The organism is Erysipelatoclostridium sp. MSK.23.31, from assembly GCF_019125875.1.
Classification (GTDB): Bacteria; Bacillota_I; Bacilli_A; order Erysipelotrichales; family Coprobacillaceae; genus Thomasclavelia; species Thomasclavelia ramosa.
Map to the genome: position 1 here is coordinate 21,028 of NZ_JAHOCB010000003.1, position 12,864 is coordinate 33,891.

Annotated in this window: 12 protein-coding genes; 10 read left to right on the top strand and 2 right to left on the bottom strand. The window is 32.3% G+C overall.

Going from position 1 to position 12,864, the window contains the following annotated elements:
- Positions 1–91 precede the first annotated feature (91 nt).
- The 7 genes from KSU54_RS02530 to KSU54_RS02560 all read left to right on the top strand — a co-directional run bounded on the left by KSU54_RS02530 (position 92) and on the right by KSU54_RS02560 (position 8,221).
- Complete coding sequence (locus KSU54_RS02530) at positions 92–439, top strand: cupin domain-containing protein (protein WP_217746660.1); 348 nt, start codon at positions 92–94, stop codon at positions 437–439.
- A gap of 21 nt (positions 440–460) precedes the next feature.
- Positions 461–1,045 (top strand): histidine phosphatase family protein, encoded by a 585-nt coding sequence (locus tag KSU54_RS02535; RefSeq protein WP_008792190.1) that lies wholly within the window; start codon positions 461–463, stop codon positions 1,043–1,045.
- Positions 1,046–1,128: 83 nt separating this feature from the next.
- A complete protein-coding gene (locus tag KSU54_RS02540; protein WP_022007732.1) occupies positions 1,129–2,139 on the top strand; it encodes an aldo/keto reductase in 1,011 nt (336 codons plus the stop codon).
- Between the two features lie 101 nt (positions 2,140–2,240).
- Positions 2,241–3,758, top strand: coding sequence for a GGDEF domain-containing protein (locus KSU54_RS02545; RefSeq protein WP_003538760.1), 1,518 nt, complete (start codon positions 2,241–2,243; stop codon positions 3,756–3,758).
- A gap of 94 nt (positions 3,759–3,852) precedes the next feature.
- On the top strand, positions 3,853–5,406 hold the full coding sequence (locus KSU54_RS02550) for an ABC-F family ATP-binding cassette domain-containing protein (protein WP_117792520.1): 1,554 nt from the start codon (positions 3,853–3,855) through the stop codon (positions 5,404–5,406).
- Between the two features lie 84 nt (positions 5,407–5,490).
- Positions 5,491–6,570 carry a glycosyltransferase gene (locus KSU54_RS02555; RefSeq protein ID WP_009008706.1) on the top strand — a complete coding sequence of 360 codons (1,080 nt, stop codon included), beginning with the start codon at positions 5,491–5,493 and terminating at the stop codon, positions 6,568–6,570.
- A 256-nt stretch (positions 6,571–6,826) separates the two neighbouring features.
- A complete protein-coding gene (locus KSU54_RS02560) occupies positions 6,827–8,221 on the top strand; it encodes an exosporium glycoprotein BclB-related protein (protein ID WP_217749031.1) in 1,395 nt (464 codons plus the stop codon).
- Positions 8,222–8,757: 536 nt separating this feature from the next.
- On the opposite strand, the gene KSU54_RS02565 is transcribed toward KSU54_RS02560, so the two are convergent.
- Complete coding sequence (locus tag KSU54_RS02565; protein ID WP_009008709.1) at positions 8,758–9,396, bottom strand: bifunctional 4-hydroxy-2-oxoglutarate aldolase/2-dehydro-3-deoxy-phosphogluconate aldolase; 639 nt, start codon at positions 9,394–9,396, stop codon at positions 8,758–8,760.
- A 214-nt stretch (positions 9,397–9,610) separates the two neighbouring features.
- On the opposite strand from KSU54_RS02565, the gene KSU54_RS02570 reads away from it, so the two are divergent.
- From KSU54_RS02570 to KSU54_RS02580, 3 genes are all read left to right on the top strand, one after another.
- The gene (locus KSU54_RS02570; RefSeq protein WP_117791970.1) at positions 9,611–10,204 is read left to right on the top strand and encodes a recombinase family protein; all 594 of its coding nucleotides are present in this window, start codon (positions 9,611–9,613) and stop codon (positions 10,202–10,204) included.
- Between the two features lie 322 nt (positions 10,205–10,526).
- Positions 10,527–10,799, top strand: coding sequence for a hypothetical protein (locus KSU54_RS02575; RefSeq protein WP_009008711.1), 273 nt, complete (start codon positions 10,527–10,529; stop codon positions 10,797–10,799).
- Positions 10,800–11,244: 445 nt separating this feature from the next.
- Positions 11,245–11,466, top strand: a complete 222-nt coding sequence (locus KSU54_RS02580) for a hypothetical protein (RefSeq protein ID WP_003538743.1) — start codon at positions 11,245–11,247, stop codon at positions 11,464–11,466.
- A gap of 40 nt (positions 11,467–11,506) precedes the next feature.
- Here the strand turns inward: KSU54_RS02580 and KSU54_RS02585 are convergent, their stop codons facing one another.
- Positions 11,507–12,850 (bottom strand): APC family permease, encoded by a 1,344-nt coding sequence (locus KSU54_RS02585; RefSeq protein WP_117791971.1) that lies wholly within the window; start codon positions 12,848–12,850, stop codon positions 11,507–11,509.
- Positions 12,851–12,864: the final 14 nt, after the last annotated feature.

The following is a 12,864-nucleotide window of genomic DNA, read 5'->3' on the forward strand; positions in this document are numbered from 1 at the left end:
TAAAGTGAAGCAGTATCGTTAATCGCTTTATTTAACTTTTATGCTATAATATAAACATATCTTGGGAATAAATATTGATAGGAGGTAAGATATGAGCGATATATTTATTAAAAATATTCCCCATGAACAAATAACTACATTAGCATCGCAAGTGGAAGTTCAAGCGGGACAAGTAGTTAGTAAGACACTAGCACAAAATGATACTTTAAGTATTACTATTTTTTCTTTTGATAAAGGTGAAGAAATTGGAACGCATGGCTCTAGCGGAGATGCGATGGTAACCGTGCTAGAGGGTGTTGGAAAGTTTACAGTTGATGGTCAAGAATATGTCTTAAAGCGTGGTGAAACATTAGTTATGCCGGCTAATAAACCGCATTCTGTATATGGTCAAGAAGCATTTAAAATGTTATTGGTTGTGGTTTTTCCACAAATAAAATAGTAAAAATAGGAGACTGATCGGGTGAAGAAGACTCTATATTTAATGCGTCACGGGCAAACGCTATTTAATGCTCGTAAAAAAATTCAAGGGTGGTGTGATGCCCCTTTGACAGAGTTAGGAATTAAACAAGCTAAGATAGCAGGAAAATATTTTAAAGACAATAACATCGTTTTTGATCATGCTTATAGTTCAACTTCTGAGCGGGCGTGTGATACTTTAGAGTTAGTCTGTGATTTACCTTATCACCGAGTCAAAGGACTAAAGGAATGGAATTTTGGAATATATGAAGGTGAAAGTGAAGATTTAAATCCGCCGCTGCCATATGGTGATTTTTTTGTCAATTATGGCGGTGAAGGAGAATTACAGATGCGCCAAAGAATTGCTGATACATTATTAGAAATTATGCAGAAGGAAGATCATAAAGTTGTGCTTGCAGTTTCTCATGGTGGGGCATGTCGTGGTTTTATGAGATATTGGCAGGAAACTAGTCAAGTTGACCAAAAAGGCGGCTTGAAGAATTGTTGTATTTTAAAATTTGAATTTGAAGATAATGAGTTCAGATTATTAGAAATTATTAATCATAATTTTGATGAAACGAAAGGTTAAAACCTTTCGTTTTTTACTTGACTTAAAGTTTACTCAAGGGAGTATAATAAAAATAGGAAATGTCGAATTGTAGGAGGATGAAAATGGAAACAGTAAGATTGGGGAGAACAAATATTGTTGTTAATCGAAATGGTTTTGGGGCTTTACCTGTTCAACGAGTGAATATGGAAGAAGCAAAAGTTATTTTAAAGAAAGCATATGATAATGGAATTACTTTTTTTGATTCTGCTCGGGCTTATAGTGATAGTGAAGAAAAGATTGGTGAGGCTCTTAGTGAGGTACGCCAAAAAATTTATATTTCAACAAAAACGATGGCAACGACAGTAACGGATTTTTGGAAGGATTTAGAAACAAGTTTATCGTTATTAAAGACAGATTACATTGATATTTATCAATTTCATAATCCGTCGTTTTGTCCTAAGCCAGGGGATGGATCAGGTTTATATGAAGCTATGCTAGAGGCTAAGAAACAAGGAAAAATTAGATATATTGGTTTAACCAATCATCGTTTACATGTAGCAAGAGAAGCTGTTGAGTGTGGTTTATATGATACTTTACAATTTCCTTTTAGTTATTTGGCTTCAAAAAAGGAAGAGGAACTAGTTGATTTATGTAAAGAAAAAGATGTTGGTTTTATTTGTATGAAGGCTTTGTCAGGTGGTTTAATAGACCGTTCTGATGCGGCATATGCGTATTTAGCGCAGTTTGATAATACATTGCCGATTTGGGGAATTCAAAAAGAATCAGAGTTAGATGAATTTATTGAGTATAATGATAATCCACCAATTATGAGTGAAGAAATCAAAGCGATAATTGCTCATGATCAAAAAGAGTTATCTGGTGAATTTTGTCGGGGTTGCGGATATTGTATGCCATGTCCAATGGGAATAGAAATTAATCAGTGTGCTCGAATGTCTTTGATGTTACGACGAGCTCCTAGTGCAGGCTGGTTGTCAGAACATTGGCAAGAAGAAATGAAAAAAATAGAAAATTGTATTAATTGTGGCAAATGTATGTCGCATTGTCCGTATGGATTAAATACACCTGAATTGTTGAAAAAAAATTATGAAGATTATAAAACATTTTTTAAATAATTAGATATACGATTCCTAGTTAAAACTAGGAATTTTTTAACCAATATTAGAACTATCTTATGTTATAATGAAATTAAAGTGCTTAAAGAAAGGAGAAATTAATGCGTGAGATAGATCGTTTAGTCGAAGAAATCCGTCATTTACAGTTTGATGATATCGAGAAAATGTATCAAAAATGTTTGCAGTTAAAAGAAATAGCACTAGAACAAAAAGATGATTACATATTATGTTTAGCTAGTAATTACATAATCGATTACTATTATTCTTGTAAATCGCAACAAGAAACAGTTAAATTAGCGAATGAGATGTTGGCTCTAAATGAAGAAAAAGGGTATCCAGATTTATTGATGCAGGCTTACAACCTATATGCTATTGCAGTATGTAATAATGATTATTCTCTTGCTACTGGTTTTTATCTCAAAGGATTGAAGTTAGCTGAGCAGTTAAATGACTATATAATGAAAGCAAAATTTAACTGTAATTTAGGAGATGTTTTTGTTAATTTAGGTCAATTTGATTTAGCGTTACCTTATTTTTTAGAATCGCTTGAACAGATCAAAAAGATTTCTCCTAAACTGCCGGAATATAAAATAAAACGTTTTGTGTTATGTTATCTTATTATAATTTATTGTGAAAAAAGAAGATTGGATCAAGCGATTGCTCTAATGGAAGAAAATAAGGATTTATTTAATGATACTTCATTTGATCCGATTGATCGGTTATGGCAAGCATTAAAAGCATTAATTTGCTATGGGCATGGTGATGTAGCAAAAGCTTTAGAGTTTATTGATAATATATTAGGGAATGAGATTCATGGTTTTCGTGCAAATGAAGCAATTTATTTTATTCATCATATTTTATTGTATATTACTTTTGCAATCAAGGATAAGGAGCGGACAAAATGTCTTTATCTTTTATTAAAGGAGAATGATTTTGGTAAAACTGGAATGCGTTATCAAATTGAAATGTTAGAAATGAAGATAAAGTATTGTATTGTTTTTGAAGAAAAAGAACAGTTGCCTAAATTATATGAACAATATTATTATTTGATGCATGAAAATCAAAAAGAAAGTATTGATTTTTGTTTAAATAGTGTTTTATATAAAATTGAACTATTTAAAGCAATGGAAGAAAAAAAAGATATCGTTAAGGAGTCTAGACTAGATGATTTAACTAAGATTTATAACCGACGATATTTTCATTATAAATATAGTGAGTTTAAAAATAAAAGTCGACTATTAGGAATTATTATTTTTGATTTGGATCATTTTAAAGAATACAATGATAGTTTAGGTCATTTAACTGGTGATCAAATATTAAAGGATTTTGCTGATAGTTTACAACAAGATGATGATAGAATAATTTCTTGTCGTTTTGGCGGTGATGAATTTATTTGTATTTGTGTAGATTGTAATGAGCAAATGATAATTAGTTTTATTGAACAAGTTTATAGTAAATTTGAGTTATATGGGTATGATAAAATCACTATTTCATCTGGATATTATAATTCTTTTAGTAATTGTTTATCTAAAGAGGAATTAATTAATAATGCAGATTATTATTTATATTATGTTAAAGAGAATGGAAAGAATGGATACTATGGCTTTTCAATTGAGTGATTGTTTAGACTCGACAGTTAGTAATTTTAATGTATAATATAGTTGAATTAGGAAGATGATAATCTTCCTTTAATATTGCAAGTTGAGGTAGAAAATGAGTATATTAAGTGTGGAAAATGTCAGTCATGATTTTGGTGGAAGAACTATTTTAGAAAATGCAAGTTTTAGATTATTAAATGGCGAACATATTGGTTTAGTAGGTGCTAATGGTGAGGGGAAATCTACTTTTTTAAATATTATTACTGGTAAGATTGCTCCGGATTCAGGAAAGATTGAATGGTGTAAAAGAATTTCAACAGGTTATTTAGACCAACACACAGCTTTACACCCAGGAAAAACTATATATGAAACATTACAAGATGCTTTTAAATATTATTATGATCTAGAAGCGGAGATGTTATCGATGTATGAACAAATGGCTGATTGTGATGATGAAACGATGAATCAGTTGATGGAAGAAGTTGGTGAAATTCAAGAAATTTTAGATCATGGCGGGTTTTATACAATTGATGTTAAAATCAAAGAAGTTGCAGGTGGTCTAGGGTTGAATGATATTGGTTTAGATAAACCGGTTGATGCGCTATCTGGTGGGCAACGTTCAAAAGTTTTACTAACTAAATTCTTATTAGAGAATCCAATGATTTTAATTCTTGATGAACCAACTAACTATTTAGATGAGCAGCATATCAATTGGTTAATCAATTTTTTAAAGAATTATGATAATGCTTTTATTTTAGTCAGTCATGATGTTAGTTTTTTAAATCAAGTTATTAATATTATTTATCATTTAGAAGATGGTGTATTGACTCGTTATAAAGGTGATTATGACTACTATTTACAACAAGTTGAATTGAAAAAACGTCAGTTAGCTGCTGATTATCAAAAGCAGCAAAAAGAAATTGCTGATCTTGAAGATTTTATCGCACGTAATAAAGCACGGGTAGCTACTCGTAATATGGCTAGTTCACGACAAAAGAAATTAGATAAGATGAATCTTATTTCTAAACCAAAGGAAAAAATAAAACCGACTTTTTCTTTTATAGAAGCTAGAACACCAGGTAAAGTATTATTTGATTGTAAGGATTTAGTGATTGGATATGATAGTCCTTTAACGAAAGAAATGAATCTTGTTTTTGAAAGAAATAAGAAAGTTGCTATTAAAGGTGTCAATGGTTTGGGAAAGACAACTCTACTAAAGACGCTGATTGGGATGCAAAAACCTTATAGTGGAACAGTAGAAAAAGATCCATTTGTTGAAATTGGTTTTTTTAAACAAGAAGAATCTGCAGTTTCCCAAACTGCATTAGACTATTTGTGGGAGGAATTTCCAGATCGAAACAATGGTGAGATTAGAGCTATGTTAGCTAAGTGTGGTTTAACAACTGATCATATTGAATCTTTAATGAAAGTTTTATCGGGTGGAGAAAATGCCAAAGTTAGATTATGTAAGATTATGAATCGTGAAGCTAATGTTTTGGTGTTAGATGAACCGACAAATCATTTGGACGTTGATGCTAAAGATTCTTTACAAAGCGCAATCAAGGCTTTTAAAGGAGCTGTTATTTTAGTTAGTCATGAACCGGAATTTTATTTACCAATTGTTGATGAAGTAATTAATTTAGAAGAATGCTCAACTAAGATTATTTAGAAATGTTCTTTATTTAGAACATTTTTTGTTTTAAATATTTTCACATTTTAAGGGTTGTTGACATATATTATAGTGGTGAAATATATGATAACTATTAGTGTGTGTATGATCGTAAAAGATGAGGAAATGGTATTAGAGAGAGCTTTAAAATCGGTTGAAAGGATTGCAGATGAAATAATCATTGTGGATACCGGATCGACTGATCGAACTAAAAAGATAGCATTGAAATATACTGATAAAGTATATGATTTTGTATGGTGTGATGATTTTGCTAAAGCAAGGAATTATTCATTTTCAAAGGCAACTATGGATTACTGCATGTGGTTAGACGCGGATGATATTATTTCAGATAGCGATCAAGAAGGTTTGATTAATCTTAAAAAAACTTTATCAAAAGATACTTCTGTAGTTATGATGAAATATAATGCAGAATTTGATCAGAATAATAAGCCGACATTTACGTATTATCGTGAAAGATTATTAAGAAGAAAGGATAATTTTTATTGGGAAGGATTTATACATGAAGTAATAAGTCCTAGAGGTAAGGTGCTTTATAGTGATCTTGCAATTACACATAGTAAGGTGAAAAATAGTGATGTTAATCGTAATTTAAGAATATTTAGAGAAAAATTGAATGAAGGGGTAATGTTTAGTCCACGAGAAATTTTCTATTATGCTCGGGAGCTGTTTTATCATCAATTGTATCAAGAAGCAGTAGCTGAATTTAAAAGATTTTTAAATACCAAGAAGGGATGGAAAGAAAATAACATTTCTGCCTGTCAATTTTTAGGCTATTGTTTTTACAATCTTGGTGATATGCAAGAAGCAATAACCTGGCTTTTAAATAGTCTTTGCTATGATTTGCCAAGAGCAGAGATATGCTGTGATTTAGGTAAGTATTTCTTTGAATTGAAGCAGTATGAGCAATCTATCTATTGGAGTGCAGTAGCATTATCGTGTGAGCGTGATGATACATCTGGAGCATTTATATCTCCAGATTGTTATGATTATATTCCCTATATGCAATTATGTTTATGTTATGATAAGCTAAGTAATTATAAAACAGCAAAATATTACAATGAATTGGCAGGAAAATGTAAACCAAATGATCCATCATATTTGCATAATAAATTGTATTTTAATCGTATTGAAAATGATGAATAGAAGTAAAAAAAGATTTAAAAGGGACTAATCCTTAATAAAGGAGTAAGTCCTTTTATTATAATATGATAAACTATTATTTTTTATAAGGCGTTAAGGGTATACGATTTACATATGTATCTAGTAACTTTTTTATTTAGATAATTACTTTAGAAGTTTAATGAAAAAATTAGTCTTTTATTTTTTATGAGATTATTGACACAGTAGTTATTAAAATATTTGCGTATATTATATTAGATCACATAAAGGAGGTGATAAGATGAAAGACTGTAATTATAATGGTTGTATATGGTGTCCATGTTGCCGATGCAGGCCACCAATTATTATTAGATGTCCAACCGGACCGACCGGAGCAACAGGAGCGACAGGGCCAACCGGACCAACCGGAGTAACAGGCGTGATAGGACCGACCGGAGCAACAGGAGCGACAGGGCCAACCGGACCGACCGGAGCAACGGGAGAAGACGGAGCAACAGGAGCGACAGGACCAACCGGACCAACCGGAGCAACAGGAGAAGACGGAGCAACAGGACCAACCGGACCGACCGGAGCAACGGGAGAAGGCGGAGCAACAGGAGCGACAGGACCGACTGGAGCAACGGGAGCGACAGGACCAACCGGACTGACCGGAGCAACGGGAGAAGATGGATCAACAGGAGCGATAGGGCCAACCGGACCGACTGGATCAACAGGAGCGACAGGGTCAACCGGACCAACCGGAGCAACAGGAGAAGACGGAGCAACAGGAGCGACAGGGTCAACCGGACCGACTGGATCAACAGGAGCGACAGGGCCAACCGGACCAACAGGAGCAACAGGAGCGACAGGACCAACCGGAGCAACGGGAGAAGACGGAGCAACAGGGCCAACCGGACCGACCGGAGCAACGGGAGAAGACGGAGCAACCGGACCGACCGGAGCAACGGGAGAAGACGGAGCAACAGGACCAACCGGAGCAACAGGACCAACCGGAGCAACAGGAGAAGACGGAGCGACAGGAGCGACAGGGTCAACCGGACCGACTGGTACAAATGGTGCAAACGGAGATAGAGGACCGACAGGACCAACTGGGATAACAGGAGCAACCGGAGCAACAGGGTCAACCGGACCGACTGGATCAACAGGGGCAGCTGGAGCTTCAGCAATAATACCATTTGCATCTGGTTTACCTGTATCTTTAACAACTATTGCTGGTGGTTTAGTAGGTACCCCTGCATTTATAGGGTTTGGTAGCTCAGCACCAGGAATATCAATCATTGGTAATACAATTGATTTAACCAATCCATCTGGCACGTTAACAAACTTTGCTTTTACAATGCCAAGAGATGGAGTCATCACTTCAATCGATGTATTCTTTTCAACAACAGCAGCATTATCATTAGTGGGAAGTACAATTACGATTGAAGCAAAATTATATGAATCAATTGCTCCAAACAACACTATGACTGTAGTGCCTGGAACAACTGTAACATTAACGCCTTCACTAACAGGTGTAATTTCTATAGGAACGATTTCTAAGGGAATATTAACTGGCTTAAATATTAATGTTCCGGCGGGAACAAGATTAATGCTTGTTTTAACTGCACGGGCATCTGGATTGAGTTTAGTCAACACTGTTGCAGGTTATGTAAGCGCAGGTGTAGCAATAGACTAGCTAAAAAAGGAGTCTCTAATAACTTATAATAAAAAATATAGTTTTTGTGAAATGTAATATTTATGATTATAGGTATCTCGCAGTTAAAAAGTTCTTATTAAAATGAAGTGCACCCCAAAGTTTGATATATACTTGGAATCTTGGACATGTATATTCAAATGAAAGGGGTGCATCTTAATATGTAAAAATTATTTAAATAATTCGTTTATAAAAATATTTTTAAAATCATAAAAAGTGTTTTATAGATAAGAATATAAGACTATGTCAAGTATTATACTATTTAAATAATTACAATCAAATTAAAGGGAGTAGTTTCTATTCAATTCAGAAATTACTCCTTAATTTATATTAGTATTTAATTTATTGCAGAAATCTTTTATTTCTGCAATTGATAAGTTTGATTACACAAAGTGTTAGATAGCCGCAAAAAGTATTTTTATTTTGAATTATTAGTAATATTGGGAGTTCTCTTATAATCTAATTTTATAACAAAATATTAAATAATAGTTTTTTATTATATTATTGAGATATAAGAATTATTTTCTAGTTTTAGTATTTACATATTTTTGTGCAATTTCTTTGATTGTTTCAAATTGACCTTTAGCTGCCAGTTTGTTTAACTCTCCTCCAATGCCAATAGCATCAATACCAGCATTAAACCACTCAGCTGCATTATTTAGGTTAACACCACCAGTTACCATTAAGGAAACATACGGTAAGGGCCCTTTGATTGCGTTAATATAGTTAGGACCAAAAGCACTTCCTGGAAATAATTTGATAATTTCACAGCCATATTCCATAGCAGTAATGATTTCTTTAATGGTCATACAGCCAGGAATATAAGGAATACCATAGCGATTACAAATTATAGCAGTTTCTTGATTAAAAGCTGGTGATACTATATATTTAGCTCCAGCCATAATAGCGTTTTTTGCAGTTGGTGCATCTAAAACAGTTCCAGCACCAATTAAAACAGTATTATTATTTTGATAATCACTTGATAATTGTTTAATAATCATGTCAGCATTATTGTTAGTATAAGCAATCTCAATAGCTTTTAAATTTCCTTTAATACAAGCGGTGGCTGTTTGGTGACCTTCTTCATAACTTGTTCCTCTAATTACTGCAACTACACCTTGTTTTTTTAATTCAATAATTGTATTTGATTTAGTCATAATTTTCTCCTATCTTGATATTTCCTGTTTTGATTTTAATAAATTATTTATTCATTAAAATCAATTTATAAAGTAATAATATTTCTAGCTAGTTAGTAACATCGACTTATTACTAACTTTTTTTACATTCAGTAATATAGATTTATCATAACTTGTTAATAATATTTATGCAGATATTTTTATAATACTGCATAAATTTAGGAGGTTTTAGTTTATGACAAATATTTATGGTTATGCAAGAGTTTCTTCAAAAGACCAAAATGAAGCAAGGCAAATTATTGCTTTATCACAATTTCCAGTAAAAAAGGAAAATATTTATATTGATAAGTTTAGCGGTAAGGATTTTGATAGACCCAAGTACAGTGAATTAATTAAAATATTGAAAGAGCAAGATATTTTAGTGATTAAAGAGATTGACCGTCTAGGCAGAAACTATGAAGAAATCTTAGAGCAATGGCGAGTCATTACAAAAGAAATAAAAGCAGATATCGTTGTTTTAGATATGCCACTACTAGATACTAGAACAAGAAAAGAAAATCTTACAGGGACATTTATTGCAGATCTAGTACTTCAAATTCTTTCATATGTAGCCGAAACCGAACGACAAAGTATCAAGCAAAGACAGCGTGAAGGAATCGAGGCTGCTAAAAAAAGAGGCGTAAAATTTGGTAGACCATGCATTCCTATTCCAGTAGAGTTTTATGATTTAAAGGAAAAATGGTTAAATAAAAAAATCACCTCAAGGGAAGCAGCCACTACTATTAATGTTTCTCAAGATACATTTTTAAGATGGGTTCATTTGAAGTGATGATTATTATGAAAATAGTAGACTTTATCGTTCAACAAATGTATAATGAAAATTGACAGATAGTACATCAAAATTAATCATAGTAGAAAGAAATTTGTGTTTTTTATAGTTTTTTCGTTAAAAATAAAGCTTTATCTTTTCGAATGAATAAGTCTACTTTATGCGGACGAATTTGTACTATGTGCAAGACAAGTATAAACACAATTTTACATTATTAGTACTAGAATTATTGAGGAGGGATGAACGAATAAATGAGGACACAGTTATGTTGTTTAATTATAAATTTGTTTATCTGCTTCTAAGCTGAAAGTAAATTCAATTAATGAAAAAGACTAAAAGTCTAGTTGGCAGAAAATACGGTAAATTACTCGTCTTGGCTGAAACAAATAAATTAGAAGCTCGATATAAAGTATGGGAATGTAGATGTGAGTGTGGAAAAATAACATTTGTTAATACAAAAAAACTGAAACGAGGGACAATCACTAATTGTGGCTGTATTCCTAAAAACAAGGCTAAAAAAGGACAGAAGTTTGGCGACTTATGGCAATTTCTCCAACAGAAAAAAAGAACACAGAAGTTAGTGAAACTGGGCTAATGCACGGGCAGTATGTCGGTTGTGGGTGTAGAAAAAAGAGATTACTGAAAGTGTTTATAATAATCTTCATTTAGTTGATGGTACATGTATAGAGTTTATTAACTCACAAAAATTAAAAAGAAATAATACTAGTGGAGCATGCGGTATTTATAAACTGAAAAATAATAAATATCGAGCTAGTATTGGTTTTAAAGGTAAACGTTTTGATTTAGGAACATATTCAAATTTCGAATCGGCTCTAGAGACTCGAAGAGAAGCTGAAGAGCTGGTTTATCAAACTTTTATTATTGCTTATAAACAGTGGAATTTAAAGGCTGCTGATTTACTCTGGTTCCAGCAAAATCCGTTTATTTTTGAAGTTAATAAGGTCAATGGGAAATTACAAATCAAGCGGAGTCAGGATAAAGAGAAGAAATAGATATATGACTTGAAAGGATGGTTAATTATGCAAAAAGATATTTTTGAAGATGCTGTAAAACTTATGCGGTGTTACTTTATTTCAGATTTACGGATTTTGAAGAAAGAAGTATATGAAATGCTGTATATTGTGGATTTTAAACAATATGATATACCGAATTTGCAGCAATTTTTTGCTTATGTTTTTGATCGAGAGATTTCAAGTTATGAAGATATAGAAGAATTTTTATGGAATGAATCAACTTTATAAATAATAAACCATCTCTTGATTCTAAGAGATGGTTTATTATTTAGTGATTATTTTTTTGATAGTAATATAATGAGTATAGAAAAAGTAAAATACAAAATATAATATAGAAAATAAATAGTTTATTTTGAATACCTCCAGATAGGATAATCAATGAGCCGATAGTTGCTAAAATCGGGCAAACTAAACCTTTAAATTTACTCTTAATTTCCTTATCAAGATACATTTTAAATACCCTTATATATAATAAAGTATAGAAGATATAGGATATTCCGATAGCTCCCTCAGATACATCACTATTATATAATAGGTTGTATTTAGTACATAAATAATGGACGAACATCCAAATCGTACAAATAATCAAGCTACAGATAGCTGAATTTAAAGGCATTTGAAAACGTTTATCGATTTTACGCAAATGTTTAGAAAAGGGAAACATATTTTTACGTAAAGATAATGAATATGGCATGCGAATATAGCCAATGACTAAACCATTAACAGTTCCAATAACCGAAATAATTATAAAAATGATAATCATTTTACTAAAGGCTGGACCAAATAAATTTTGTGCTGCCAAACTGACATGACGATCCCCCAAAGTCATAACTACTTCAGGTGTAACATAACATGAGATACCAATAAAGTATAAAACATAGATACTTAAAACGATTAATGGGCCTAGCATTAATGCTTTAGGCATATTTTTCTTAGCATCTTTTAGTTCATGAGATATAGAAGTTGTTACGATCCAGCCATCAAATGAATAGGCAATGGGACCAAGGGCAGAAATCCACCCAGTACCACTTAGTGTATTGATACTAGTATTTGCTAAACCATTAATAGGATCACCAAAAATAATTCCCAATATTCCTAAAATAAATAAGGGGAGTAGTTTTATTAGGGTTGTACTATTTTGGATAAAAGCACCAAATTTTGGTAAAAGAATATTGTAAACAAAACAAAGTAGTAAAAAGATATAACCAATTAAAATTTCAAATTCTAAACTGGCTTGTAAATTAAATAATATGTTTATATAAACTCCAATGACCCAAGCTACAACAGAAGTAATTGTAGGATAGTAAACAAAGGTTTGAAACCAGCCCATAGCACATGCAACTTTACGAGTTAAAAACATTTCAGCATATGAGATTAGCCCCCCAACTTTATCAGTGCGAGATGCTAATTCACCGATTGTAAGACAACCAAAAATGATTGAAATTGCGGCTAAGATAAATGATAGCACGCCTAGTGCAATACTGCCGTTTGTAGCAATTAAAACATTATCACTTTTAAAGAATATACCCGAGCCAATACAAATTCCAACAATCATTGTAATGGCTGTAAATAATCCATATTTTTTTGTTACATCATTATTATTGTTATCCATTTTAAATCTCCTCT

Coding starts and splice junctions, on each gene's coding strand:
- KSU54_RS02530 (WP_217746660.1), top strand. CDS start 92: ATGAGCGATATATTTATTAAAAATATTCCCCATGAACAAATAACTACA.
- KSU54_RS02540 (WP_022007732.1), top strand. CDS start 1,129: ATGGAAACAGTAAGATTGGGGAGAACAAATATTGTTGTTAATCGAAAT.
- KSU54_RS02545 (WP_003538760.1), top strand. CDS start 2,241: ATGCGTGAGATAGATCGTTTAGTCGAAGAAATCCGTCATTTACAGTTT.
- KSU54_RS02550 (WP_117792520.1), top strand. CDS start 3,853: ATGAGTATATTAAGTGTGGAAAATGTCAGTCATGATTTTGGTGGAAGA.
- KSU54_RS02555 (WP_009008706.1), top strand. CDS start 5,491: ATGATAACTATTAGTGTGTGTATGATCGTAAAAGATGAGGAAATGGTA.
- KSU54_RS02560 (WP_217749031.1), top strand. CDS start 6,827: ATGAAAGACTGTAATTATAATGGTTGTATATGGTGTCCATGTTGCCGA.
- KSU54_RS02565 (WP_009008709.1), bottom strand. CDS start 9,396: ATGACTAAATCAAATACAATTATTGAATTAAAAAAACAAGGTGTAGTT.
- KSU54_RS02570 (WP_117791970.1), top strand. CDS start 9,611: ATGACAAATATTTATGGTTATGCAAGAGTTTCTTCAAAAGACCAAAAT.
- KSU54_RS02575 (WP_009008711.1), top strand. CDS start 10,527: ATGAAAAAGACTAAAAGTCTAGTTGGCAGAAAATACGGTAAATTACTC.
- KSU54_RS02580 (WP_003538743.1), top strand. CDS start 11,245: ATGCAAAAAGATATTTTTGAAGATGCTGTAAAACTTATGCGGTGTTAC.
- KSU54_RS02585 (WP_117791971.1), bottom strand. CDS start 12,850: ATGGATAACAATAATAATGATGTAACAAAAAAATATGGATTATTTACA.